Source organism: Luedemannella helvata, from assembly GCF_039528415.1.
GTDB classification, from domain to species: Bacteria; Actinomycetota; Actinomycetes; order Mycobacteriales; family Micromonosporaceae; genus Luedemannella; species Luedemannella helvata.
The window spans coordinates 33,960-58,250 of record NZ_BAAALS010000031.1 but is presented as its reverse complement, the minus strand read 5'-3'; the positions used below and the strand labels follow the sequence as shown (position 1 = coordinate 58,250).

Here is a 24,291-nt window from a genome sequence, read left to right as displayed (position 1 = left end):
CTCGTCCATCCAGGCCCGCGCCGCGCGGGCGGCCGCCAGGATCGCGCCGAGCGCCAGGCCCGCGGCGGTGCCGGCGAGCACCGGCACGGCGGACTCGACGGCCGTCAGCGCCGCGAGCGACACCCGTCCCGCGCCCCGCCGGCGCAGGAGGGCCTGCACGGCCGCGTGGTCGCGCCGGGTGCCGATCGCGCCGATGGCGGCGAACCCGAGCAGCAGCGCGGTCGCGGCGCCGCCCAGCAGCGAGAAGCGGCGCGCGGAGCGCTCGGCCCGATCGCCGGCCGCCCGGAGCGTGACGTCCGGGGCGGTGACGCTCAGTCCACTGCGGACGGCCGACAGCTCCGTCCCGACCGTGGCGCTGCGCGCCAGGTAGCCGGGCACGCCGAGGCGGGTCACCAGGTTCAGGTCGACCGGGGCCACCCAGCCGTACGCGCGCGGGAAGTCGGCGAGCGCCGCGAGCCGCGACGCGGCGGCGACCCCGTCGGCCAGCAGCAGCGGCGCGTCGCGCCCGGGCTCGAAGGTGCCGGTGAGCAGCAACGAGTCGACCCGTTCGGCGCGGCCCACGATCACGACGCCGAGCGCGGGGTCCAGCTTCGGCTCGCCGGCGCCGATCACGACGACCTCGCAGCGCTGTGGGGCGCAGCTGCGGGGGGCGCGCCCGGCGGTGAGCCGCACGGCGGAGCCCAGGTCGTCCGTGGCGCCCAGGGCGTACGGGGCGCCGCTGGGGTCGGCGAGGCGGCGGTAGAGCAGCTGGGCGCGCGGCGCGGCGGCGCTCAACCCGGCCAGCCGCGTGCGGACCTCGCCGTCGATCGCCGCCAGGTCCGCGTCGGGGACGCTCACCCCGGAGTACGTGACGATGACGCTGCGGTCGCCCGCGGGCAGCTCGGCGAGGCTGTGCGCGGGGGCGGCCGCGGCGACGAGGCGGGCGCTGCTGGCCGACAGCACGGGCAGGGTGGTGGCGAGCGCGACGCCGGCGGCGACGAGGAGCCAGCGCGCGGGCCGGTGGCGCAGCCGCGACCAGGCGAGGAACGCGACAGTACGCACGGTCCGCCTTCCTAACCGCTAATATGAGATTGACAGGTTAGCAGTGGGGAACGGATCGGAACAGGCGCTGACGTGGCATCCATCGATATCGACGGCCTCGCGGTGCCGCTGTGCGTGGGCGGCGATCCGGCGCTCGACTTCTGCAACACCCGCGCCGGGTGGGGCGCCGTCGGGCCGAAGGAATACCTGCACACCCACGCGCACCTGTGCGTGTGGGCCGGTCACGCCGGGCTGCTCACGCCCGAGCGGGTCGACGCGGCCCGCCGGGCGGGCGCGCGCCACCCGGCCGCCGCCGACGCGGTGCGCCGCCGGGCGCTCGCGCTGCGCGAGGCGCTCTACGGCGTACTCGTGGAGAAGGGTGAGCAGGACGCGGCATGGCGGGTGCTCGACGCGGAGGCCCGCCGCGCCGCGGCCGTGGCCCACCTCGCGCCCGGGCGCCCCGCGAGCTGGCAACTGACCGGCGCGTCCGATGTGGAGCTGCCGCTGCTCGTCGTGGCGTGGCACGCCGCGCGGCTACTGACCTCTGAGGCCGCCGCCACCGTGCGGGCATGCCCCGGCTCGGGCTGCGGCTGGCTGTTCGCCGACCCGCGCGGCCGGCGCCGGTGGTGTTCCATGGCGTGGTGCGGCAACCGGCACAAGGTCCGCGCCCACGCCGCCCGGCGACGCAGCGCCCACTGAACGTCAGCCGGCGGCGGCCACCAGGGCCCGCTGGGCCACCGCGATGAGGGCGTCGCGCACGGAGTCGCGCTCGCGCGCGTCCATGGTGATGATCGGCGTATCGTCGCTGACCGCGAGCGCCCACCGCACGTCGTCGAGGCTGTGGGCGAGCCGGCCGTCGAAGAGGTTCACGGCGATGACGAACGGCATCTCCGCCCGCTCGAAGTAGTCGACGGCCGGATAGCACTCGTCCAGGCGGCGGGTGTCCACGATGACGAGCGCGCCGAGCGCGCCCTCGGTCAGCTCGTGCCACATGAAACCGAACCGGTCCTGCCCGGGCGTACCGAAGACGTAGAGCACGATGTCGTCATCGAGGGTGAGCCGGCCGAAGTCGAGGGCGACCGTCGTGGTGACCTTGTCCGGCACGTGGCCGGTGCGGTCGATCTCGGCCGCGACCTCGGTCATCGCCATCTCGGTGGTGAGCACGGGAATCTCGGAGATGGCGCCCACCGCCGTCGTCTTGCCCACGCCGAAGCCGCCCGCCACCACAAGCTTCACCGGCGTCGGCGGCCGGCGCCGGGCGGCCATCACATGCCCACCGAGTTCTTCAGTTCCTCGATGAGTACGGGCGACAGGAACTCGCCGGCCCGGTTGGCGAAGACGGCCATCTCGTAGGCGAGGTTGCCGAGGTTCGCCGCCCGCGAGGCGAGCACGCCCAGGGTCGCGCCGGAGCTGATGGCGCTGACCAGCAGGTAACCGCCATCCAGATCGATGATGACCTTGTTCGGCGAGCCCATGTCGTACACGCGGGCCGCGCCGTGGGCGAGACTGATGATCGCCGAGGTGATCGCGGCCAGTCGGTCGGCGTTCGACCGGTCCAACGTGTGCGACATGGCGATGAGCAGGCCGTCGCTGGACACCGCGATCGCGTCGATGACCTCCGACGTGTTGACGGCGAACTGGCTGAGCAGCCAGTTGAACTGCTGGGCCTCGCTGCTGAGCGGCTCGGTATGCGCTGTCATGTATGCCTCTCCGGAAGGAGCGTGGACGGGTCGGCCGGCGTGGACGCCGCGGCTTCGCCGCGGGCCAGGCCGTCGAGGAAGTCGTTGAGGGCGGCGCGCTCCGCCTCGGGGTCGCGCCAGGGGGGCGGGGCGGGCACCTCGACAGCCGGCGGCGCGCTGTCGTCCGGCACCGGGACGTGCTGGTCCGGGATCGGCGGCCACACGAGCGGCGGCCGGCCGGGCTCCGGGGCGGGCGCCACCCTGACGGGGCGGGGGGTGCTCGTGCGTCCCTGGGACACCCGGCGCTCGGGCACGCGGACGGTCGTGTGCAGATGGCTGCCGGGGACCCGGCGGTTGAGACCGGCGCGGCTCTCCGCCCCGGCGGCCTCCGCTTCCGGGGGCTCGGGCGGCCCGGCCGCGTCGCTGATGGCCGACCGGCCGACGGCCGGGGTGCGCGTCGGCAACTCCGGCAGGGCCGCCTGGGGCGGCGCCGCCGGCAACGACGCGCGGGCCGGGATCTCCGTCACGGTCGTCGCCGCTTTCCCGTTGCCCCGGCCCGCCTCGATCGCGGGCGTGCCGGACGCGGAGAACCAGGCGAACGAGCCGCCCGGCTCGATCGACACCGGCTCGGGCAGCAGCACGGCCGGCACGAACTGGGTGGTGGACCGGCGCCGGGCGGGCACGCGGGCCGCGGACGCGGTGCTGGCGAGCAACCGCACCGGCACGGACACGGTCGCGGTCACGCCCGACCCGGGCGTCGGATCGAGCCGGACGGTCAGGCCGTGCCGGCGGGCCAGCCGGCCGACCACCACGAGGCCCAGCATGCGGGTCGGGGCGAGGTCGAGGCGCTCGCGCTCCAGCAGGCGCTGGTTCTCCTCGGCCAGCTTGACGTTCGTCATGCCGAGGCCGTGGTCGACGATCGAGATCCGGCACTCGTCCGTCATCTCCGCACGGATGCGCACGTGCACCCCGGGCGGAGAGAAGTTCGTGGCGTTCTCCAGCAGCTCGGCCAGCAGCAGGCGCAGGTCGCCCGCGAGGCCGACCGAGACCGCGACGTCGGCGACCTGCCCGACCTCCACGGCCCGGTAGCCCTCGATCTCGTCCAGGGCGGCGTGGATGACGTCGGCGAGCAGGGTGGGTGAGGTCGACACGGCGGCGTCGATCGTGCCCGACACGACGAGCAGGCTGTCGGCGCTGCGGCGCAGGCGGCTCGCCACGTGGTCGAGGCGGTGCAGCCGGGCGAGCAGGTCCCGGTTGGGCGCGTGCCGCTCCAGGTCCTCGATGAGGGCCAGCTGCCGGCCGACCAGGTTCTGCGTCCGCCGGGCGATGTTGGCGAACATGACCGCGGTGTTGCGCCGGACGACGACCTGGCGCTCCAGCAGCATGGCCGCGGTCACCTGCACCCGGTTGAGGGCGTCCGCCAGCTCGCCGATCTCGCCGGCCGAGTCGATGTCCACGGCGGCCAGCGCGGGCGGGTCCTCGTCGGCCTCGTCGGAGTCCGCGACGCGGACGAGTTCGGCGCGCGCCAGGTTCGCCACCACGGTCGCGGTGCGGGTCAACCGACGCAGCGGCCGCGAGATCGACCGGCTGACGAGGACGCCGAGCACCACGACCACGATGAACAGCACGATATTGACCGTGACCACGATCGTCGCGGTGGATGCGGCCGCGGCGGCCCGGGACTCGGCGGCGACGGCCACCTCACGGGCCACCCGGTCCTGCGCCACCCGGCGCAGGTCGCTGTAGGTCATCGCGGCCGTGAGCGCGCCGCCCACGGAGATGCGGCGCGGTCCCGCCTGCGGGGCGGCGGCCAGGTCGGCGGCGAACTCGCCGACGCGCGCGGCGGCCCGGCCGCTCTCCACCGTGTCGAGCAGGGCGACGAGGTGCTCGGACGCGATCTGGCGGAACCGCCCCGTGTACTGGCTGCGGGCGGCCTGGGCGTCGGCGAGCAGGCCGCGGTCGGCCGACCGGTTGCCGGCGAGGATCACCAGCACGGCGCTGACGCTGCTGGCCTCCTCGGTGGCGAACGCGAGCGACTCCAGGGCCTCCAGCTGGCGTGAGCCGACGGCGTCCGCGCCGGGCGGGTTGGACAGGTGCATCGCGCCGAGCAGGCCCTGGATCGCCGCGCGGTAGGTCGCGTAGACGGCGTCGGGCCCGACGCTGCGCTCCAGGATCTGCTGGCGTACGCCGGGCAGCGTCGCGATCGCGCCGGCGGCTGACCGCATGATCTGCCGGGTGCCGGCCGCGGCCGCCAGGCGCGCGGTCTCGTCGGAGCTGGTCGCGGCGCGGGCGACGAAGGCGCGGCGGTCCAGCGCCGAGGTCGTCAGCAGGCCGACCGCGAGCAGCCGCTCCTGTTGCAGGCTCTGCACCAGCGTGCCCACCTCGCGGGCCGCGTCGGCGAGGTCCGCGGTGACGCGCGCCGAGCGTGCGGAGTCCACCCGGCCGAGCACGTACGGCGTCGCGGTGGCCACGACGGCCAGTAGCGGGATCGCCACCAGGAGACCCAGCTTCTGACGGATGCCGAGCCTACTGAGCATCGCCCCGCCCCCGGCGCCCCCTGCCCCGCGGGCCGGTCTCGATCAGGTCGTCGTCGAGGAGCCGCCGCAGGTCGCCGACCGAACCCAGTGCCAGGCCATCGGTCGAGTCCAGGCTCGCGCGGGTGCGCTGGCGCGCGACGACGGTGTCGCGAACCCCGGTGCGGCGCCGCCCCAGCAGCAGCATCCAGGCGAGGACGAAGACGGACACGACCGCGAGCACGACCGACCAGGTGGTGGAGCGGCCCTGGCTCGCCAGGCTGGCCTCGCGCAGGGCGAGCACCTCGTCCAGCTCGGTCAGGAGCTTGTGGGCGAGTGGCAGGGCCGAGACGAAGACCTCATGCGCGGCGGCTGCGAGCACCGCGCCGTCGACGTCCTGGGCGAACTCGGCGAGCATGGTGGACGGTGCGAAAGCGTTGGCGGCGGCGCGGAAGGCGTCCAGCCGCGGCGTGATGTTGGCGCCCAGCTCGCCGCGCTCCGTGGCGTCGACGCTGGTGTTCAGGCCGGCGCTGATCTGCTCGGCCGCCTGGGCCACGCCGAACCGGGCCACCGCGACCTGGACCTCGGCCTCGCCGGAGAGGCGGCCGCCACGGCCGCTCAGGTACACCAGGTCGGCCGCCCGCCCCGCGTTGATGATCGCGGTCGGTAGCTGCTCCAGGGCGGCCTTCATCAGGTAGTACGAGTCGAGGTCCGGGTCGTGGATGAGGTTGGAGCTGTCGGCGACCCGGCGCGCCAGGTCGGTGAGCAGCAGCATGACGTCGCTGTACGCGTCATAGGCGGGACGGCCGGTCAGGTTGCTCTCCAGCACGCCGTCGACCTTGTCGACCAGGTCGATGAACCGCTGCCGGGTGCCGAGGACCGAGCCCACGCCGGCGTCCGCGCGGCTCACGCTGTCGAGCGCCTTGCGGACCTTGTCGACGTCGACCTTCTCACCGCGTACGGCCGCGGACTGCGCCTCCACGAGCTCGCCGATGAAGGTCGTGAGCGGGTGCAGGTAGACGACGCCGTAGCGCTCGGCGCGGACGACCTCCGTGCCCGCGGCCGTGGCCGCCCGCGACTGGCGCAGCACGACGACGAAGGATGCCGTGATGGCGATGGCGCACGCCGCGATGACAGCCGCGCGCGCGACGCGCCACGTGGCCGTCGACTTCACCATCCGGTCACCTCCAGTCGCACTCTGCTACGTTGGCCGGGCGGTCGGCTCGTACACAATGGCCTTTCGGCCGATCCTGTTTAACGAAACGCAACTTGCTGGAATGTACCGGTCACCACGTCGGCCGTGTTGCCCAGCGACCATAGTCAATGCACTTTTGCCGTGGCCCGCCGGAGGTTACGGGGAAAGGTGGAAGACGACCGCGTCGCCCACCTCTTCGCGGGTGATGCCCAGGCCGTCGATCGGCCTGTCCGGCACCTGCGCCCACTTGCCGTCACGGCCGAACTCCCGCAGGAAGACCACCGTGCGTACGCCGATGCCGCGCAGGTAGTCGACGCTGGCCTTATCCGGGAACGACAACGTGGCCGAGCGCGCCTGGTCCTGGCTCGCGGGCGTGAGACCGCTGAGGCCGTTGACGATGCGCGGGAAGCCGTCCGTGCTCCACAGGAGAATGTCGGCCTCCAGGATGCCGTCCGACGGCAGGATCATCGCGGGACCCTCCAGCCCCCGCATCGCCACCGGCTCGTCCCACATTCGCGGGTGGCCGAGCGTGTTGAGGCTCTCCGCGTACACGAAGACCAGGACGATCGCGAGGCCCGCCTGGATCAACCGGGTGACCCGTTCGTCGCGCAACTTCTTCGCGTACGTGCTGATGGCGGTGATCGCGCCGGCCGCCATGATGGCGAGCAGCAGCGTGGTCCACACGATCAGCCGGCCCGGCGTACGGATGGCGTCGAAGCCCGGCAGCAGGTTGTAGAGCGTCACGTACCCCGGGTCGCCGTCGTCGCCGAAGTTCGGTCCGAGCGCCAGGGCGGCCGTGGCCAGGACGCCGAGCGCGAGCAGCACCCGCTGATGGATTCGCCAGCGGGAGACGAACACGCCCAGCACCGCCAGCACGATGACCGCGAACCCGGGCAGCAGGGCCTGCTCCGGGGTCCACGACAGCAGGGCGCGCGCCGCCTCGTGCCGCTGACCCCACATCCAGTTCTCGCCGGGCGCGGTGAACAGCCCGCGCAACGGCGGCGCGAACTGCGCGAGCTCGGCGACGGACCGCCGGCCACCGGGGTGCAGCTTGACCACCTGCAGGTACGGCCAGGCCATGAAGGCGACCGTGCCGAGGAAGGCGAGCGCCCCGCCCACGTTGGCCAGCAGCAGCCGGCGCGGGAACACCGGCCGGGACCCGCGCAGCCACCAGGTGAGCAGATAGCCGACCAGGGCGGACAGGCCGACGATCGCCAGCACGTACCCGAACGGCACGCCGATGCCGAAGCCCAGGGTGATCTGCCAGGCGGCCACCAGCCAGCCGGCGACGGCCCAGCCGGGTTTGACGCGGTCGGGCCGGTAGCCGTCGCGCAGCGACCAGCCGTGCCCGCGGGCCAGCATGGCCAGCGCCAGCGCGATGCCGCCGGTGGAGAGCACGTGGAGGTGGCCGGCCTGGGTGAGCCGCCACGGCGCGAAGCCGAACACCAGGCCCGCCACGGCCGAGCCGGTGCGCCCGGCGCCGAGCTGGCGGGCGAGCACGTAGGCGCCGAAGGCGGCCAGCGCGTGGGCGAGGACGAAGAGCAGGTTGTACCGGATGAGGGTGGCCTCCGGCCCGCTGCCGAAGAAGCCGAACGGCGCGTACCCGAGGAGGGTGTCCGAGTACGCGTAGCTGAACGACTCCGGATAGAACCCGTTGCCGTGCCACAGGTTGACCGGGTCGGTGAGCAGGGCGTGCCCCGCCCAGGCGACCTGCCACGCCTGCAGCGCCGGGTCGCCCAGGTCCGCGGGGATGGTGTGCGCCGGGTCCTTCAACGACGGCCAGGTCAGCACGATGGCGGCCAGGACGCTGAGCACGGCGGCGATGGTCCACTCGTGGCGCAGCACGCGCAGCGCGGCGCTCAGCCGCGACGGCCGCGCCGCGGTGTCCACGTCCGTCGGCTGCGCCGCGGTGTCCGCGTCCATCGGCTCCGCCGCGGCGGGCGTGGCGGTCGCGTCGTCGGCCGGCTCGGGCACGTCGGTCGGCTCGGGCACGTCGGTCGGCTCGGGCGCGTCGGTCGGCTCGGGCGCGTCGGTCGGCTCCGGCTCGTCGGTCGGCTCAGGCGCGAGCGTCATCACGGCCGGGCGCAGCGCCGGCAGGCGCCGGGCGGGTGGATCACCAAGCACGGTTGCGTCCTACGTCTGTGGTGCGGGCACGGTCGGAGGCGCTCGACCCGGGACTGCCGGTCGATCCCTCAATTTGCAGGTTGATGATGGGCTACATCGGCCTGGTCACAAAACCCGCCGCGCCCACGCGCCCAGGCGGGCCGGCCCAGGCCACCCATGGCGCGGCGGAACTTCCACCCGCGCGCGCCCGGTCGTGGGCCTCACGCCTCGACGCCGGTGGGCAACAGTACCCCGGCCACGATGACGGTGGCCACCGCGACGAGCGCGACGGCGCCCCGCCGGGTGAGCACCTGGCACACGAGGGCGCGCCGTACGCGCAGGGCGGGCGAGATCATGAGGTGGCGTCCCACAGTCGTTCCCTCCGCGGCGGGCGGCTCGACCGAAGCTCGGACCGGCCCATACGCCAAGTAGACATTTATGGACACGAATACTGCCCGGGTATCGTGACCCAGGCCACATCGTCCGGTCAAGCCTGCTGCAAAACCGTTTGCCCGGTTACGCGTGTGAGGTCCCTTGATGAGGGGTCAGTACGCCCATCCCGGTAGACGCCACACCCGCGCCCCGCCGTCCGACCCCTGGCTCCGGCAGGCGACGTACGCCGTGACGAGCGAGCATTCGGCGTACCCGGGCGGGGCCACGCCACGAGGATCGGCCGGGTCGTCGACGGACGCGACCGACAGCGCGAGGGCGGCGAGCCTGAGCACGCGTCGCCACGGCAGCCGGGGGCCGGGCTGCGCGACCGGCGCGGCGGCCCGCTCCCCCAGGTCGATCACCGCGTCAGGCACCGCCGGCCTCCCCGTAGCGCGTACGCCAGACGCGTACCGCACCGGTCCCGGTCGAATCGTGGCAGACCAGAAACGGCGCCGCGAGTCGGCAGTAACTGTCGACCGGGACGGCGGCGACCCGGCGCAGTTCTCCGGTCGTCTCGTCGAAGGCGCTCAGCAGCGTCGTGCCACCGAGGTCGAGACCCAGCAGGTACGCCGAGGCTGCGCTGATGACCCGGCCGCGCGGCCGCCAGGACGGGTGCGGCACCTCGCCGGTAGCCATGTTCATGATCGTCGCGAGCGGTCGGTCGCCGTCGACGCCCCTGTTCACGAGCTGCCAGGGCGACGGGTCCGCCGACATCAGGTGCTCGCCGACCGCGCGCACGACGTGCCCGTCGGCCGCGTCGAGCACCTCCGTGCCGCGGGCGGAACTGACCAGGCACACGACCGGCCCGCAGCCCCACGCGTGCGCGTAGTCCGAGTCGCCGGCGACCTTGGGCTGCCCGCCCGGCAGGGTCCGCGACCATCGGGGCGCCAGGTCCACGTCCCCGAACGACATCAGCTGAACCTCCGCGTCGGTCTGCCGCGTCACCAGCCAGGCGCCCGGGGCGTACCCGACGCCGGCATTCGGGTCCGGTCGCACGCCCAGGTCGCGGCGGTTCTCGGCGCCCGTGGCGAGGTCCCGCGTCCGCAACACGCCGTCCGTTCCCCACCAGGCGAGGCGCCGGGCCGCGGGGTCGGTGGTCCACCGCACGCCGGCCGGCAGGCTGAACAGGGGTTGCCGCTCGCCGGTGTCCGGCGAGACGCGGGCGAGACGGGAGCCGCTCTCGTCCTCGACGGAGGTGATGAACCAGCCGTCCGGCGCCACCGCGACGATGTTGTCCGCGAAGCTGGCGCCGGCCCGGCCCGTGGCGAGGTCGAGCCAGGTGTGGGTCAGGATCGGCTCCGCGGCGTTCAGCGCGAGCCCCAGCCGGTCGCCGACGACGAAGAAGCTGGGGTTGACGATGTCCTCCCGGTGCCACAGCCGCGTACCGTCCGCGACCCGGTACGCGGCGAGCACCCGTGTGTCGGCGTCGTGCACGACGAGGACCTCGGCGGACATGTCGAACTGCGAGACGGCGGGCAGGCTCCACACGAGCCGGGCCGGGGCGGCCGGCGGCGCGGAGGCGCCGAGGGCGAGCAGTCCGGCCAGCGCCACGACGACGCCGAGCCGGCGCGCTCCCCGGCGCCGCAGCGCGGGGCTGTCGGGCGCCGTGACCGTTCGCTCGCCGAGGTCGATGACGGTCTCAACCACCGGTACGCACCTCCCACACCCGTACCGAGGTCGTTGCCGAGGCGATCTGACAGGTCAGGTAGGGCGGCCGGAGCCGGCAGGTGTTCAGCGGGCCCGGGATCGCGGCGAGCCAGGTCAGCTCGCCGGTCGCCTCGTCGAAGACGCCCAGGCCGGTGCGGTTGCCGAGGTCGAGCCGCATCAGGTGCCGGCCCGACCCGACGCGCGTCTCGCCGAGGTACTCCCACGACGGGTACGGCATCCGCCCGGTCAGCACGTTGATGACGGTGGAGTGCGGCTCCTCGGCGGCCGCGGCGGTGTTCACCAGCTGCCAGGCGGTCGAGCCAATCGCGCTCAGCTCGTACGGCAGTTCGCGGCGCGTGCGCCCGTCGGCCGGGTCGAGGAAGACCGTCCGGCCGACCGCCGGCGACACGCACACCTCCGGCCCGCAGCCGTACGCGTAGCTGAAGAACGGCTCGCCGGACTCCATCGTGTACTGCGCCGGCATGCCGACCGTCCAGCGGGGAATGAGCGCGGTGCCCTCGAACGAGCCCACGCGGATGCGGCCCTCGACCTGCTCGGTCAGCAGCCAGTCCCCGCCGTGGTAGCTGATGCCGCCGCGGAGGTAACCGCCGGGCGCCGGCAGTGTCGGTCGCAGGTCGGTGTCGCGCCGCGACTCGACGCCCGTGGTCAGGTCGCGGACCCGCAGGACGCCCTTGGTGTCCCACCACGCGATGCGGCGAGCGGCCGGGTCGGTGTCCCACACCACGTCCGTCGTCAGCCGCAGCAGCGCGTGCCGTTCACCGGTGTCCGGTGATACCCGGAAGAATTCAGTTCCGCTCATGTCGCCGCGGAGGGTCAGGAACCAGCCGTCCGGGAACTCGCCGATGACGCTGTCGTTGATGGTTACCCCGCCGCGGCCGGTCGCCGCATCGACCCATTCGACGCGCGGCCAACCGGACGGCACGTCGCTCGCGATCCCCACCCGGTCGTCGACCACCAGGATCCAGGGGTTGTCCAGACCGTCACGGTGCCACCGGGGCGCCCCGTCCGCCAGCCGGTAGGCCGTCACGGCGCGGGTGGCGTAGTCGTACGCCACGAGGGTGTCGGCCGTCTGGTCGAAGATCCACACCGACGGCAGGCCCCAGCGCTCCCGCAGCCGCTCGACCGGGGGCGCCGAACCGGCGAGCGCGACCAGGGTGAGCAACGCGACCGCGGGTGCCAACCACCGCGCACGCCGGCGGCGCACGGCGGGGCTCCCGGCCGGCAGCGCCACGGGCGGAGGCCGCGAGTCGCCCCACTCGCCCAGGTCGATGATCATTTCCCGCGTCACGGCGCCAGTGTCCCCGATGGGACCGCGCGGCGCCGCCCGCTATGTGGTCGGCTCCGCGGCGCTCAGGGCGGTCACGGTCGGCTCCCCGGCCGGTACGCCCAAGCCGGTGCAGCCGTCCCAGCCCGGGCCGGCCGTGAACCCGCCGTTGTGGCCCGTGGTGACGTCGCGCAGCGCGGTCGGCGTCGCGTACAGGCGCTTGTGCGGCGAGCCCGTGCGCACGCCCGCGCGCTCGTTGGTCAGGGCCGTGAGCGCGCTCCACAGCGGCGACACGGCGCTCGTGCCGCCCGCGACGACATCGGTGCCGTTGAGCCGGATCACGTACCCGGTCGCGGGGTCGGCGGCGGCCGCGATGTCGGGCACGCCCCGGCCGGCCGTACCGTCGGGCCGGGCGGGCACGCCGTGGTCGTGCTGGTAGTCCGGGAGCGCGAAGTGGGCGCTCACCCCGCCGCCGGTGGCGCCGCCGCCGGTCTCCAGGGCGTTCCACACCGTCTCCGTGCCGGGCTCCTCGCCGAGGCGGGTGCCGCCGCAGGACACCACCGACGGGCTCGACGACGGGAAGTCGACATGCAGGCCGCCGCCGGCCACCCCGTCGGTCGCCCCGTGGTCGCCGCAGGCCGCGAAGACGCTCACGCCGAGGGCGACCGCGTCGGCGAAGAGCGCGTCGTACGCGTCGAGCGCCTGAGCGGTCCACTTCGGCTCCGGCGCGCCCCAGCTGATCGACACGATCCACGGGTCGCGCACCCGGTCGTGGATGGCGGCGGCCAGCCCGTTGTAGAAGCCGCGGGTCGAGTTGGGCGCGAAGTACACGACGATCGTGACGCCGTTGGCCATCGCGCCGATCACCTGCATGTCGAGGACCACCTCGGCGTCCGCGTCGACGCCGGGGGCGTTGGTGGCGCCGTCCACCCCGACCGGGATGACCTTCGGTACGGACAGGCCCAGCGCCGCGAAGTACGCGTCGAGGTCCTCCTGCCGGTAGCCGCCGCCGAGCTGGATGATGGCGACCGTCTGCCCGGCACCGGTCACGTCGGTCGGGAAGCCGTACCACCGGGCCAGCTCCGTGGGGCGGTAGCCGCGCCCGGGCGCGTGCGCGACCGCGAAGCCCTCCCCGACCGGCCCGACGACGCGTACCTGCGGCGACGCCTGGGGGCGCTCGTCGAGGCCGAGGACGGCCACCACGACGTCCACGAGATGGGCCGGCACCGCGACCACGCCGACCCGGCCGCGGAACGTCGCGCCGCCGTACTCGTAGTCCGCGAGCTCGACGCCGAACGCCTCCCGCATCGCGCTGGCCGGCCCGCGCAGGTCGACCGACCGGGCGGCCGGGTTGACCGAGGTCACTTCCAGGCCCTGCGCGGCCGCGAAGGCCTCGACGGCCGCGATGTCGGCCGGGTCGGCGCCCACCCCCGGGCGCGGATCGGCGGGCGCGCGGCGCAGCACGACTGTCACGTCGACCGGGGCGGCCGGATCGGTGGCCCGCAGCCTTCGGGCGCCGGGCAGCGGCGCGCGCCTGCTACCGGGCAACGTGGCGCGCGGGGCCGGACCGGACGTGGGGCCTTCCACCGCCATGCGTCCCAGATTACGGCCGATCACACCCTATTTACGGCGAACAGGGGACAACAGGCACAGTTGATCGAGCGGCCGGCCTGCGAGGATGCACCGAGGCCGGTCGATTAGGTACGGTGCTACTGCATGAGCCTGGATGAGCGCGTCGCGGATCACGCCCGCGAGCGCTTCGCCAAGCACGTCCTCGCGGCTGCGCAGGAGTCCGGGCTGGCCCAGGTCTGGTATGACCCCGCCCGGTACGCCATCGCGTACCAGCGGGTGGCCGGCGAGCGCCCCGCCTGGTTGGACCTGGAGCGCCCGTTCGGCGACTTCGGCGACACGAGCGGCCCCGCGCGCCAGCGTCGCATTCTGCAGCTCGTGGTCAGCATGGTCAACGCCCCCGCGCCGCCGCAGAGCTGGGACGAGGCGCGAGCGCAGCTGCGCCCGATCGTGCAGTCGGCCTCCTTCGCGCTCACCGCGCCGGCCGGCGCCGCCATGCTCACCCGGCCCGCCCTGCCCCACCTGGCCCAGTACGTGGTGATCGAGCTGGCCTCCGGGCCGCTGTATGTCACCCGGGAGCAGGTCGCCTCCTGGGGGGTCGGCGAGGCCGACGTGTTCGCGCAGGCCTGGGCCAACCTGGGCGCGGCCACTCCGGTGCACATGGCGCTCGCCCCGAGCGGCCGCCGCCCGCTGCGCTTCGTCGACCACGACGACCCGTACTTCGCCACCCGCCTGCTGCTGCCGGGCCGGCTGGCAGCGCTCGCCGGCTGGGTGAGCGGCCGGCCGGTCGCGTTCCTGCCGGACCGCTCGACCATCATCCTGAGCCCGGACAATCCCGACAGTCTGGCCCGCGTCTACGAGGTGGCCGGCGCGGAGTACGCCGAGGCGAACTGGCCGCTGTCGCCGCAGGGCTACACGCTCGACGACAACGGCGCGATCCTGCCGTACTCGGCGCCGGTCGGGCACCCGGTCAGCCCGCGGGTGCGCGCCGCCGCGGCCCTGCTGTCCGCCACGGAGTACGCCACCCAGGGGCGGCTGCTGGAGACGCGCCCGGACCTCATCGGCTCGGACGTGGTGCTGGGCGCGGTCAACGTCGTGCACACCCAGGATCAGGGCGTACGCACGGTCACCTCCTGGGCGGGCAGCCCGCGCGAACTCCTGCCCACCGCGGAGTACCTCATGGTGCGCAGCCCCGAGGAGGACGAGGTCGTCATCGTCCCGTGGCGGGTCGCGACCGAGGCGCTCGACCTCGTACCGATCGATGGCCTGAAGCCGCCGCGGTACGTCGTGCGCAGCCGACCCACGGCCGAGACGTGGGAGCGGCTGCGGCCGATCGCGCTCGACAGCAAGCCCGCCTACGTGCCCAAGCACGGAGATCGAGGACCCGCATAGGGTGAACCGCTCTGGCGGCCGGGCGCTCCACTTGCGATGCTGATACACGGGTGTCACCTGGGGACGACGACGAGCGGAGCACCAATGGCGGCGCGCGAGGTCATGTCGTGGGAGCTCTTCGGACAGGCCAGCCGCGAGCTGGCCGAACTGGTCGCCAAGGACGGCTACGTCCCTGACCTCATCCTCGGCGTGGCGCGCGGCGGACTGTTCGCCACGGGCGCGCTCGGGTACTCGCTCAACGTCAAGAACATGCACGTCCTGAACGTGGAGTTCTATACCGGCGTGGACGAACGGCTCGACGCGCCCGTCATGCTGGCGCCCGTGCCCAGGCACGCCGACCTCGCCGGCGCGAGGGTCCTCATCGCCGACGACGTGGCCGATACCGGGGCCACTTTGGACCTGGTGCGTGACTTCTGCGCCGGGCACGTGGCCGAGGCCCGCTGCGCCGTGCTCTACGAGAAGCCGCGCTCCACTGTGAAGTGCGACTACGTGTGGCGGCGCACCGAGCAGTGGATCACCTTCCCCTGGTCGGCCCTGCCGCCGCTCGTGGGCCCCTCGCCGGCGGAGTGACCGCCGCTCACGTCAGGGCCTGCCACCAGCCGTCGACCGCCGGCGGGGCGTCGACGTCGACCCGCTCGCCCGGCCGGGGGACAGCGAGGCGCACGTCACGCGCCTTGGCCTCCACCCAGATGCGGTCGGCCGGCTCCGTCCACGCGTGGAACGCCAGGTTGAAGCTGGCCCAGTGCACCGGGATGAGCAGGCCCCCGCCCAGGTCGTTGTGGGCGGCCACGGCTTCCTCGGGGGTCATGTGGATGAACGGCCACTCCTGCCCGTACGCCCCGATCTGCATGAGCGTCGCGTCGAAGGGACCGTGCTCGGCGCCGATCGCCGCGTACCCGTCGAAATAGCCGGAGTCGCCCGTGTAGAACACCGACCGGCCGCCGCCCGCGATCACCCACGAGCCCCACAGCGTGTTGTCGCGGGCCAGCCCGCGCCCGGAGAAGTGCCGGGCGGCCGTCAGCGTCAGCGTCACGTCGCCGACCGTGGCCTGCTCGTTCCAGTCCAGCTCGACGAGGCGACCGGCCGGCACGCCCCAGCGCTCCAGGTGCGCGCCGACACCCAGCGGCACGATGAAGACGGCCTCGCCGTCGCGGGTCAGCGCCCGGATCGTGGCCATGTCGAGGTGGTCGTAATGATCATGGGAGATGATCACAGCGTCGACCGGGGGCAGGTCGGCCAGCGCGACCGGCATGTCGTGCAGGCGGCGGGGGCCCAGCAGCCGCGACGGCGAGCAGCGGGCGCTCCACACCGGGTCGATGAGCACCCGCCGGCCGGCGATCTCGACGAGCGCGGTCGCGTGTCCGTACCAGGTGATCGCGAGTCCCTCGGCGATCGGCGCGGTGGCGGCGTCGTTGCTCGTGACGAGCGGCACCCGGCCGACCGGGCGGCGCTGCTCGCCGCCGAGGAGCAGGTTGCGCAGCATCTGTCCGGCCGTCGCCGGCTGCATGGTGGTGGTCACCACGTTGTTGTGGAACGCGCCGTCGCGAAACTGCGGGGAGCGGCGCACCCGCTCGCCGCGCTCGCCCCGGCCCGGCCGGCCACCGAGCGCAGCCGGCACGTCACGCAACGCCCACGCCGCCGCCCCGGCGGCCGCCGCGATGGCCGCGATCCCCAACACCGTGCGCGCCCGTCCCATCACGCCCTCCGTCCCACGCTCGACAGCGCATCCGACGGTACCCGCCCCTCGTCGCCGGTGGCCCCGGTGACCTCCGGCACGTCGGGGTCGGGCACCCGACCCGGGGAACGTCCGATCGTGGGGAATAGCGTGGGGCCGTGAAGCGGGAGCGGGTGGTCGAACAGGTGGCGTCCGGTACGGCGGAGCTGGTGCCCGACCACGAGCGGCGCTCCGGCTGGACACTGCTCGTGGACGGCGTCCCCCAGTCCTACGTGGACCTCGACGATCCGCGACACCTCGAATTCGAGTACGTGCGCCGGCTCGCGGCCGCCGTCGACGCGGTCGCGCCCGCGGGCGAGCCGCTTCGCGTCCTTCACCTGGGGGGCGGGGCGTTCACGGTCCCCCGCTACGTCGCGGCGACGCGGCCCGGCTCGGGGCAGCTGGTCGTGGAGCGCGACGCCGCGCTGGCCGCGCTCGTGCGCCGGGTGCTGCCGCTGCCCCGGCGCGGCGGGATCCGGGTACGCGAGGGCGACGCCCGCGCGGTCGTGGAGGCGTTGCCCGACAACCGGTTCGACCTCGTGATCGGCGATGTGTACGCGGGCGCGCAGATGCCCCGCACGGTGGCGAGCGTCGAGTTCGCCACCGAGGTGGCCCGGGTGCTGAGCCCGACGGGCTGGTACGCGGTGAACGTGGCCGACCTGCCGCCGCTGGCCTTCTCCAGGATCCAGGCGGCGACCCTGGCCGCCGCCTTCCCGGACGTCGCCGTGCTCGCCGAGCCGGGCATGCTGCGCGGACGCCGGTACGGCAACGTGGCGCTGGTGGCGGCGGCCGCGCCGGGCGGCCTGCCGGTCGCGCGGCTGGCCGCCGCGGCGCGTCGCGACCCGTTCCCCGGCCGCCTGCTGCACGGGTCCGACCTGGCCACCTTCGTCGCGGGCGCCCGCCCGATGCGCGACGAGGCGGCCCGCGACTCCCCCGCCCCGCCGCGATCCATTTTCCTATAATTTGGGAAAGCCGTCCCGGATAGCAGGATGGCGATCTAGCGTCGGGACATGACGAACGTCTACACGCACGGCCACCACGACACGGTCCTGCGCTCGCACCGCTGGCGCACCGCCGCCAACTCCGCCGCGTACCTGCTGCCCCACCTCTCCCCCGGTCAGCGCCTGCTCGACGTCGGCAGCGGCCCGGGAACCATCACGGCGGACCTGGCCGCGCTCCTCGCCCCGGGCCGGGTCACGGCCGCCGAGGTCACCGAGGAGGCGCTGGGGCTGGCCCGCGCCGAGGCCGCCGCCCGCGGCCAGGCGAACCTCGACTTCGCGGTCGCTGACGTGCACGCGCTCGACTTCGCCGACGGCACCTTCGACGTCGTGCACGCCCACCAGGTCCTCCAGCACGTGGCCGACCCGGTGACGGCGCTGCGCGAGATGCGCCGGGTGTGCCGGCCGGGCGGGCTGGTCGCCGCCCGCGACAGCGACTACGCCGCCTTCACCTGGTACCCGCAGGTGCCCGAACTGGACGAGTGGCTCTCCCTGTACCGCGCGGCGGCCCGTGCCAACGGCGGCGAGCCGGACGCCGGCCGGCGGCTGCTGTCGTGGGCCCGGGCGGCGGGCTTCACCGACGTGACCGCGACGGCGAGCACCTGGTGCTTCGCCACGGCGGAGGACCGCGCCTGGTGGGGCGGCATGTGGGCCGACCGCGTCGTCAGCTCCGCGATCGCCGACCAGTTCGTGGCCTCGGGCGCCGACGTGGAAAAGCTCGCCGACGGGTGGCGCCGCTGGGCCGCGTCGCCGGACGGCTGGTTCGTCGTCCTGCACGGCGAGATCCTGGCCCGCGCGTAGCTCACGGCGACCCGGCCGGCACCCGGGTGGCGAGGGCCAGGAACCGCTCATCGTGGTCGTCGTAAGTGTCCAGCCGCCAGCCCGCCCGGCCCGTCGCGGCCCGCAGCGGCGCCTGCGCGAACAGGTCGTCCTCGCGCAGGACCCGCCGGTGCCGGGCGGCGAGCGCCGCGCGGCCGGACGGGTGGAACAGCGCCAGCCGCCCGCCCGGCCGGGTCACCCTGGCCAGCTCCGCCAGGCCCGCCACCGGGTCGGGCATGTGGTTGACGAGGCCGGCCGCGAACACGCCGTCGACGCTGGCGTCGGCGATGGGCAGGCGACGGGCGTCGGAGAGCAGCAGCGAGGCCCGCGCCTCGCGGGCGCGCCCGGCGGCCACGGCCAGCATCTCGGGGGTGACGTCCAGGGCCAGGACGACGCCCTCCTCGCCCACGGCATCACGCAGCGCCCCCAGCGCGCGCCCCGTGCCGCACCCGGCGTCGAGGACCACGCCGCCGCGCGGCAGGTTCGCCGCGCTCACGCCCCGCGCGTACGCGGGCAGGTCGTCGCCGAACTGGGTGTCCCAGGTGACCGCCCGGATGGCGAAGAACGCGCGGCTCTCCGTGACGTACCAGGAGTCCTCGGCGGCCAGCCCGTCCCGGACCCGGCGGATCACCGGCCAGGCCGGGTCGCGCAGGTCGATCACCACGTCCGCGCCGGCCTCGTGCCCGTGCGGCGACCCACCGGCGCGCAGCCAGACCACCAGATCCCGGGGTGGCGCACCGACGCGGCACTGTGGACCGTCCGTGACGACGAATCCCGCACCGACCAGCTGGTCGGTGAACAGCGCGCGGCGCGGCGCGTCGGCGCCGTCCACGACGACGCCCGCCTTTCCCGCGCTACGCAGCAGCTCGCGGAGCTGGTCGAGCACGGTTGCCCACCGCTCGCGGTGGCGCGTTGTCTGGTCCGTCACGCCCCCATCATGCCGGCCAGATTGCCCGCAGGGCTTAGGCTGGCCGGGTGCTGGACGAGCGGGGTGTGGCGGAGGTCGAACGGATCGTCCGGTCGGTCGCGGCGGACGAGATCATGCCACGCTTCCGCCGGCTGGCGGCCACGGACATCATCGAGAAGACCGGGCCGGACAACCTCGTCACGGTCGCCGACCGGGCCGCCGAGGCCGCGCTCGCGGCGCAGCTCGCCACGCTCGTGCCCGGGTCCGTCACGGTCGGCGAGGAGGCTGTGGCCGAGGATCCGACGCTGCTCGACACGCTCACCGGCGACGCCCCCGTGTGGATCGTCGATCCGATCGACGGGACGCACAACTTCGCCACGGACAACCCGCGCTTCACCGTGCTGGTCGCCCTGAGCCACCGGGGCCGGTTGCTCGCCTCGTGGACGTACGCGCCCGCGTTCGACATGCTCGCCACCGCCGTGGCCGGCGGCGGCGCCACCCTGGACGGCCGGCCGCTGCGGGTCGGACCCGCCGCGACCGACCTGCGGCACCTCGACGTCGGCACGCCGCAGCAGCGGTGGTGGACGTCCTCGGACCGGGCGCGGTTCAACACCCTGTGCGGGTACGGGGTGGCATTGTCGTTCTTCGACACGACCGGGCTCGAGTACGTGCAACTGGCGGCCGGCCGGCGCACGTCGATCGTCGTGACCTGGGACCACCCGTGGGATCACGCGGCGGGAGTGCTGCTGGTCACCGAGGCTGGCGGAGTGGCCACCGCCGCCGACGGCAGCCCGTACCGCCCGGCGGCCGGCAACGCCCTCCCCATGGTCGTCGCGCCCGACGCCGCCTGCGCCGCCCGCCTGCACGCCGCCATGCTGGCGCCCGCGGGCTGACCCCGCGTCAGGCAGCGACGCGACGCCCCGCGACCGGGGCGGTGTTGGGCAGCTCCGGCCGGATCGGCGCGGCGGCCGGCACGGCGATGTGCGAGACCGTCGCCGCCTGGCGGGCGCCGCCCGCCTTCGGGCGGAGATCCTCGGTGATCGACGCGACGTCGTCGCCAGGCACGCCGAACTCGTGCAGCACCACGCTCAGGTGGGCCAGCGTCGCGTCGTCCATCCCGGCCTGGGCGGACCCGGCCGGCGACACGGCGCCGCCGAAGTAGTGCTGCGGCCCGCCGAGCGCGGCGGCGAGGTAGGCCCGCTGCTGGGCCGCGAGGCGGTGCAGCTCCGCGCTCTGGTACCGCGGGGCCAGCTCAGGGTCGTTGAGCAGCCGGCGGTTGAAGCGGTCGACGATGGCGCCGACCGTCATGCCGCCGCCGATGTTGTGGTAGGTGCTCATCGCGTCTCCTCGTCGTGAGGCGTAGCGTCGCCGATGACGCGCAGTGGACCCGGTCCCCGGGCCGTTCCTGGTCAGTGAGTCTCGGATGAACATGTGAGCGGAATGTGTCGTCGCCGAGAAGCGTCGATCACATCAAGGTCGGAATCCCGTGATCTACGCCACTACGCGCCCGCTCATCCCCATCAACTGATTGACGCCCATCACCTTCGTCGAGGGCGGGCGTCACCGCCGCCAGGGGAGCCTGTCGAAGCGTTCGTTGATGCCCGGGCGGCCGCGCAGGAGCACGTGATAGCCATCCAGGCTGCCCGACGCCACGTCCGCCGCCAGGCGGTCGACGACGCCCGTCAGGCGCTGGGCCATGCCGGCCGACACGGTCGCCGGGTCCGCCGCCGGCGCGACCGCGTGCGGCACACCGAGGCGCACCAGGGCGTCCGGCCGCTGCCGGTTGCCGAACTCGTACCGCAGGGCGACGGGCCACAGTGTCGCCCCGCCGGCCCGCCGGGCGATCATGGCCGCCCCGCGCGCGACCCGCAGGGGCCGGTGCTCCTGGGGTGTCAACCGACCCTGCGGAAAGATCCACAACAGCCGTGCGGGCCCGGCCGCCAGCTCCGAGGCCGCGTACGCCACGGAGGCGGCCGCCGAGCGGGGCGCGTCGCGGTCCACGGAGAAGGCTCCGACCCACCGGAAGAACGGGTACCTCACCAGCTGCGGTTCGTCGACCATGAGGTACCCGCGGAAGCGGTCGCGCAGGACCAGCCGGTCCACGGCGTACGCCAGGTAGCCGTCCCACCAGGAGGGGTGGTTGGCGTACGCGATGACCGGTCCGGCCGCCGGGTCGGGCAGGGGGCCCTCGGCGCGCACGAGGACCCGGGCGAAGTGCCGCCGCAACGCGCCCCGCACCAGTACGTTGAAGATCGCCCACTCGGCCAGCGGCCGGTGGTGCGCGGTGATCCTCGGCCGTTCCACGGATTCAATGATCTGTCAGGCGTGCACTACCCTTCGCCGGGGGCCACCGCGGGACACGCGGCCCGCGATCGCGAAGGGAGCCGGCATGGAGATCGTTCTGCTGCTCGGTGCGGTGGTGGTGATCATCGCCGTGGTCGCCTTCGTCGTGATCGCGTACAACCGGCTGGTCGGCCGGCGCAACGCGTACCAGCAGGCGTTCGCCCAGATCGATGTCCAGCTCACGCGCCGCCACGACCTGGTGCCGAACCTCGTCGAGACCGCCAAGGGCTATCTGCGCCACGAGCGGGAGACCCTGGAGCGGGTCACGGCGGCCCGATCGGCGGCGGTGAACGCGCAGGCCGCGGCCGGCGGCACGGCCGCCGACGCGGCCGCGCTGGGCGCCCTGGCCGGCGCCGAGAACCAGCTCACGGCGGCGCTGGGGCGGCTGTTCGGGCTCGCCGAGGCGTACCCGGATCTGAAGGCCAACCAGAACATGCTGGCGCTCACCGAGGAGCTGACCACGACGGAGAACCGGGTGGCGTTCGCCCGGCAGGCCTACAACGACGCCGTGATGGCCTACAACATCGCCCGCGAGACCGTGCCGACCAACATCATCGCCGGGCTGTTCTCGTTCGGCCCGGCGGCGCTGTTCGAGTTGGCCGACCCCGGCGAGCGCCAGGCGCCGCGGGTGGAGTTCTGAGGAACCCATGAACTTCTTCGAAAGACAACAGCGGGTACGCCGCATGTCCGTGCGCCTCGTGGCGCTCTTCGTGCTCGCGGTCATCGCGATCGTGGTGGCGGTCGACCTGGCCGTGCTCATCGCGTTCAACGCGTTCAGCAGCGGCCTGGGCAACGTGGTGGGCATCGTCATCGTCACGAGCCTGATCACGTTGACGGCGATCTCGCTCGCGGCGGCCTTCCGGATGCTGGGGCTGCGCGGCGGCGGCGGGAAGGTGGCCCGCGAGCTGGGCGGCGTGGCGGTCCCCCCGGACACGACCGACCCTCAGCTGCGCCGGCTGCGCAACGTCGTGGAGGAGATCGCGATCGCCTCGGGCACGCCGGTGCCCGAGGTGTACGTCCTGCCGCAGGAGGACGGCATCAACGCGTTCGCCGCCGGCTGGGACAGCTCCAGCGCGGCGGTCGCGGTGACCCGCGGCACCCTGGAGCGGCTCAACCGCGACGAGCTGCAGGGCGTCATCGCGCACGAGTTCAGCCACGTCGTCAACGGCGACATGCGGCTCAACATCCGGCTCATGGGCCTGCTCTACGGCATCCTGTTCCTGGCCGTGATCGGGCGCACGCTGACCCAGTTCGGCATCATCGGCGGCGGCCGCCGCGACGAGAAGTCCAGCGGCAACCCGCTCGCCGTCATCGGCATCGCGCTGCTCGTCACGGGCGGCGTCGGCGTGCTCGCCGGGCGCCTGATCAAGGCGTCGGTGTCGCGCCAGCGCGAGTACCTCGCCGACGCCTCGGCCGTGCAGTTCACCCGGCAGCCGTCCGGCATCGCGGGCGCGCTCAAGAAGATCGCCGGGCTGGAGGCGGGCTCGAACCTGAAGAACCCGCGCCGCGAGGAGGTCGGGCACATGCTGTTCGGGGCGGGCGCGGGCGCGTTCGCGTCGTGGTTCGCCACCCATCCGCCGCTCGTGGACCGGATCAAGGTGCTCGACCCGTCGTTCGACGCGAACCAGCTCACCGGCCTGCGCCGGCAGTGGGCCACGCACCCGCCCTCCGGCCTGGAGGAGGACCTGTCGCTGGGCCTCATCGAGCGCAACGGCGCCGCGGCGCGGCGCGACGCCGCCGCGCCGGCGGCCCGTCCCACGCTGCCCGAGCCGTCCGCCACCGTGCCCGTCCCGGAGGCCACGCTCGTCGGCAGCGTCGGCGCGCCGGGCGCGCAGTCCTACGCCCAGGCCGGGGCCATCCTCGACGAGATCCCGGCCGACGTGCTCGAGCGCGCGCATTCGCCGGCCACGGTCGTCCCGCTCCTGCTGGGCCTGCTCATGGCCGACGAGCCGGCCGCCCGCGACAATCAGCGCGCCGCCCTGGCCGCGCACGGGCCGGCGGTCGCCGACGCGGCGGCCGGGGAGGCCGCCGCGCTGGCGCGCCTGCACCCCCTGCTGCGCCTGCCGCTGGCCGAGGTGGCGCTGCCCGCGCTGCGCGCGCTGCCCGCCTCCGACAAGCAGGCCGCGCTGCGCCAGGTGTTCGACCTCATCCACGCCGACGGCCGCATCAGCGGGTACGAGTACTGCCTGTCGCGGCTCGTCTACCGGGAGCTGGACGCGTCGCTCAACCCCCGGTCGGCCTGGCGGGGCGACCGGCGCACGATCGCCGGGTCGCGTGACGCGGTGGCGCTGCTCTACGCGGTGCTCGCCCAGTACGGCAACCCGGAGGAGGCCCGGGCCGGGGTGGCGTTCCAGGCGGGCATGGCCCGCGTGCTGCCGCGCGTCTCGCTGCGGTACGTGCCGCCGCCGCAGGGCGTGGTGGCACTGGAGTCGGCGTGGCCCTCGCTGATCGGGCTCACGCCCGAGGACAAGCGGGAGCTGGTGGCCGGTGCCCTGGCGGTCATCTCGGCCGACGGGGTCACGACGCTCACGGAGCTGGAGTTGCTGCGCACGGTGTGCGCGCTGCTGGAGTGCCCGGTGCCGCTGGAGCTGGCCGCCCCCGTACCACGCGGTTAGCCGTCGGCGTGTCGCGAGCGCGGCACGCGATCGGGCGTCACCCGAACGGGTCGCCCGATG

General features: G+C 74.3%; 23 protein-coding genes. 8 read left to right on the top strand and 15 right to left on the bottom strand.

What is annotated here, in order from left to right:
* On the bottom strand, positions 1 to 1,041 hold a 1,041-nt coding region (locus tag ABD191_RS24665; RefSeq protein ID WP_344086790.1), incomplete at its 3' end, for a hypothetical protein.
* 72 nt (positions 1,042 to 1,113) lie between these two features.
* On the opposite strand from ABD191_RS24665, the gene ABD191_RS24660 reads away from it, so the two are divergent.
* Positions 1,114 to 1,719 (top strand): CGNR zinc finger domain-containing protein, encoded by a 606-nt coding sequence (locus ABD191_RS24660; protein ID WP_344086789.1) that lies wholly within the window; start codon positions 1,114 to 1,116, stop codon positions 1,717 to 1,719.
* Positions 1,720 to 1,722: 3 nt separating this feature from the next.
* Here the strand turns inward: ABD191_RS24660 and ABD191_RS24655 are convergent, their stop codons facing one another.
* The 10 genes from ABD191_RS24655 to ABD191_RS24610 all read right to left on the bottom strand — a co-directional run bounded on the left by ABD191_RS24655 (position 1,723) and on the right by ABD191_RS24610 (position 13,467).
* On the bottom strand, positions 1,723 to 2,286 hold the full coding sequence (locus ABD191_RS24655; RefSeq protein ID WP_344086786.1) for a GTP-binding protein: 564 nt from the start codon (positions 2,284 to 2,286) through the stop codon (positions 1,723 to 1,725).
* Positions 2,286 to 2,720: a roadblock/LC7 domain-containing protein gene (locus tag ABD191_RS24650; protein ID WP_344086783.1), complete on the bottom strand. Its 435-nt coding sequence runs from the start codon at positions 2,718 to 2,720 to the stop codon at positions 2,286 to 2,288. Before ABD191_RS24650 ends, ABD191_RS24655 begins: the two co-directional genes overlap by 1 nt.
* Positions 2,717 to 5,236: a sensor histidine kinase gene (locus tag ABD191_RS24645; RefSeq protein WP_344086780.1), complete on the bottom strand. Its 2,520-nt coding sequence runs from the start codon at positions 5,234 to 5,236 to the stop codon at positions 2,717 to 2,719. Before ABD191_RS24645 ends, ABD191_RS24650 begins: the two co-directional genes overlap by 4 nt.
* Positions 5,226 to 6,389, bottom strand: coding sequence for a hypothetical protein (locus ABD191_RS24640; protein ID WP_344086777.1), 1,164 nt, complete (start codon positions 6,387 to 6,389; stop codon positions 5,226 to 5,228). The genes ABD191_RS24645 and ABD191_RS24640 overlap by 11 nt, the downstream gene beginning before the upstream one ends.
* Positions 6,390 to 6,563: 174 nt before the next feature.
* Positions 6,564 to 8,531, bottom strand: a complete 1,968-nt coding sequence (locus tag ABD191_RS24635; RefSeq protein WP_344086774.1) for a hypothetical protein — start codon at positions 8,529 to 8,531, stop codon at positions 6,564 to 6,566.
* 200 nt (positions 8,532 to 8,731) lie between these two features.
* Positions 8,732 to 8,881, bottom strand: a complete 150-nt coding sequence (locus tag ABD191_RS24630; RefSeq protein WP_344086771.1) for a hypothetical protein — start codon at positions 8,879 to 8,881, stop codon at positions 8,732 to 8,734.
* Positions 8,882 to 9,055: 174 nt separating this feature from the next.
* Positions 9,056 to 9,316 carry a hypothetical protein gene (locus ABD191_RS24625; RefSeq protein WP_344086768.1) on the bottom strand — a complete coding sequence of 87 codons (261 nt, stop codon included), beginning with the start codon at positions 9,314 to 9,316 and terminating at the stop codon, positions 9,056 to 9,058.
* Complete coding sequence (locus tag ABD191_RS24620; protein WP_344086765.1) at positions 9,309 to 10,589, bottom strand: hypothetical protein; 1,281 nt, start codon at positions 10,587 to 10,589, stop codon at positions 9,309 to 9,311. Before ABD191_RS24620 ends, ABD191_RS24625 begins: the two co-directional genes overlap by 8 nt.
* Entirely contained in the window at positions 10,582 to 11,898 is a 1,317-nt protein-coding gene (locus ABD191_RS24615; RefSeq protein WP_344086761.1) for an SMP-30/gluconolactonase/LRE family protein, read from the bottom strand. The genes ABD191_RS24620 and ABD191_RS24615 overlap by 8 nt, the downstream gene beginning before the upstream one ends.
* A gap of 39 nt (positions 11,899 to 11,937) precedes the next feature.
* Positions 11,938 to 13,467 carry a S53 family peptidase gene (locus ABD191_RS24610; RefSeq protein ID WP_344086758.1) on the bottom strand — a complete coding sequence of 510 codons (1,530 nt, stop codon included), beginning with the start codon at positions 13,465 to 13,467 and terminating at the stop codon, positions 11,938 to 11,940.
* A 123-nt stretch (positions 13,468 to 13,590) separates the two neighbouring features.
* Between ABD191_RS24610 and ABD191_RS24605 the strand changes: the two genes are divergently transcribed.
* Together ABD191_RS24605 and ABD191_RS24600 are read left to right on the top strand one after the other, a co-directional pair.
* Positions 13,591 to 14,835, top strand: a complete 1,245-nt coding sequence (locus tag ABD191_RS24605) for a DUF1444 domain-containing protein (protein ID WP_344086755.1) — start codon at positions 13,591 to 13,593, stop codon at positions 14,833 to 14,835.
* 84 nt (positions 14,836 to 14,919) lie between these two features.
* Positions 14,920 to 15,405, top strand: a complete 486-nt coding sequence (locus ABD191_RS24600) for a phosphoribosyltransferase (protein WP_344086752.1) — start codon at positions 14,920 to 14,922, stop codon at positions 15,403 to 15,405.
* A 7-nt stretch (positions 15,406 to 15,412) separates the two neighbouring features.
* On the opposite strand, the gene ABD191_RS24595 is transcribed toward ABD191_RS24600, so the two are convergent.
* Positions 15,413 to 16,531 carry an MBL fold metallo-hydrolase gene (locus ABD191_RS24595; protein ID WP_344086749.1) on the bottom strand — a complete coding sequence of 373 codons (1,119 nt, stop codon included), beginning with the start codon at positions 16,529 to 16,531 and terminating at the stop codon, positions 15,413 to 15,415.
* 137 nt (positions 16,532 to 16,668) lie between these two features.
* On the opposite strand from ABD191_RS24595, the gene ABD191_RS24590 reads away from it, so the two are divergent.
* Both ABD191_RS24590 and ABD191_RS24585 read left to right on the top strand, forming a co-directional pair.
* Positions 16,669 to 17,511: a spermidine synthase gene (locus ABD191_RS24590; RefSeq protein ID WP_344086746.1), complete on the top strand. Its 843-nt coding sequence runs from the start codon at positions 16,669 to 16,671 to the stop codon at positions 17,509 to 17,511.
* 48 nt (positions 17,512 to 17,559) lie between these two features.
* The gene (locus tag ABD191_RS24585; RefSeq protein WP_344086743.1) at positions 17,560 to 18,348 is read left to right on the top strand and encodes a methyltransferase domain-containing protein; all 789 of its coding nucleotides are present in this window, start codon (positions 17,560 to 17,562) and stop codon (positions 18,346 to 18,348) included.
* Position 18,349: 1 nt separating this feature from the next.
* Here ABD191_RS24585 and ABD191_RS24580 read toward each other — a convergent pair whose 3' ends face one another.
* Positions 18,350 to 19,294: a class I SAM-dependent methyltransferase gene (locus ABD191_RS24580; RefSeq protein WP_344086740.1), complete on the bottom strand. Its 945-nt coding sequence runs from the start codon at positions 19,292 to 19,294 to the stop codon at positions 18,350 to 18,352.
* A gap of 47 nt (positions 19,295 to 19,341) precedes the next feature.
* Between ABD191_RS24580 and ABD191_RS24575 the strand changes: the two genes are divergently transcribed.
* On the top strand, positions 19,342 to 20,166 hold the full coding sequence (locus ABD191_RS24575) for an inositol monophosphatase family protein (RefSeq protein WP_344086737.1): 825 nt from the start codon (positions 19,342 to 19,344) through the stop codon (positions 20,164 to 20,166).
* 7 nt (positions 20,167 to 20,173) lie between these two features.
* On the opposite strand, the gene ABD191_RS24570 is transcribed toward ABD191_RS24575, so the two are convergent.
* Together ABD191_RS24570 and ABD191_RS24565 are read right to left on the bottom strand one after the other, a co-directional pair.
* The gene (locus tag ABD191_RS24570) at positions 20,174 to 20,611 is read right to left on the bottom strand and encodes a globin domain-containing protein (RefSeq protein ID WP_344086734.1); all 438 of its coding nucleotides are present in this window, start codon (positions 20,609 to 20,611) and stop codon (positions 20,174 to 20,176) included.
* A 222-nt stretch (positions 20,612 to 20,833) separates the two neighbouring features.
* A complete protein-coding gene (locus ABD191_RS24565) occupies positions 20,834 to 21,577 on the bottom strand; it encodes a lysophospholipid acyltransferase family protein (protein ID WP_344086731.1) in 744 nt (247 codons plus the stop codon).
* Between the two features lie 85 nt (positions 21,578 to 21,662).
* Between ABD191_RS24565 and ABD191_RS24560 the strand changes: the two genes are divergently transcribed.
* Both ABD191_RS24560 and ABD191_RS24555 read left to right on the top strand, forming a co-directional pair.
* Entirely contained in the window at positions 21,663 to 22,256 is a 594-nt protein-coding gene (locus ABD191_RS24560) for a LemA family protein (RefSeq protein ID WP_344086728.1), read from the top strand.
* Positions 22,257 to 22,263: 7 nt separating this feature from the next.
* The gene (locus tag ABD191_RS24555; RefSeq protein WP_344086725.1) at positions 22,264 to 24,231 is read left to right on the top strand and encodes a M48 family metallopeptidase; all 1,968 of its coding nucleotides are present in this window, start codon (positions 22,264 to 22,266) and stop codon (positions 24,229 to 24,231) included.
* Positions 24,232 to 24,291: the final 60 nt, after the last annotated feature.

Excerpts from the sequence above, each read along its gene's own strand:
- ABD191_RS24655 (WP_344086786.1), bottom strand. The coding sequence starts at position 2,286 with ATGGCCGCCCGGCGCCGGCCGCCGACGCCGGTGAAGCTTGTGGTGGCG.
- ABD191_RS24650 (WP_344086783.1), bottom strand. The coding sequence starts at position 2,720 with ATGACAGCGCATACCGAGCCGCTCAGCAGCGAGGCCCAGCAGTTCAAC.
- ABD191_RS24645 (WP_344086780.1), bottom strand. The coding sequence starts at position 5,236 with ATGCTCAGTAGGCTCGGCATCCGTCAGAAGCTGGGTCTCCTGGTGGCG.
- ABD191_RS24640 (WP_344086777.1), bottom strand. The coding sequence starts at position 6,389 with ATGGTGAAGTCGACGGCCACGTGGCGCGTCGCGCGCGCGGCTGTCATC.
- ABD191_RS24610 (WP_344086758.1), bottom strand. The coding sequence starts at position 13,467 with ATGGCGGTGGAAGGCCCCACGTCCGGTCCGGCCCCGCGCGCCACGTTG.
- ABD191_RS24605 (WP_344086755.1), top strand. The coding sequence starts at position 13,591 with ATGAGCCTGGATGAGCGCGTCGCGGATCACGCCCGCGAGCGCTTCGCC.
- ABD191_RS24600 (WP_344086752.1), top strand. The coding sequence starts at position 14,920 with ATGGCGGCGCGCGAGGTCATGTCGTGGGAGCTCTTCGGACAGGCCAGC.
- ABD191_RS24595 (WP_344086749.1), bottom strand. The coding sequence starts at position 16,531 with ATGGGACGGGCGCGCACGGTGTTGGGGATCGCGGCCATCGCGGCGGCC.
- ABD191_RS24585 (WP_344086743.1), top strand. The coding sequence starts at position 17,560 with ATGACGAACGTCTACACGCACGGCCACCACGACACGGTCCTGCGCTCG.
- ABD191_RS24570 (WP_344086734.1), bottom strand. The coding sequence starts at position 20,611 with ATGAGCACCTACCACAACATCGGCGGCGGCATGACGGTCGGCGCCATC.
- ABD191_RS24560 (WP_344086728.1), top strand. The coding sequence starts at position 21,663 with ATGGAGATCGTTCTGCTGCTCGGTGCGGTGGTGGTGATCATCGCCGTG.
- ABD191_RS24555 (WP_344086725.1), top strand. The coding sequence starts at position 22,264 with ATGAACTTCTTCGAAAGACAACAGCGGGTACGCCGCATGTCCGTGCGC.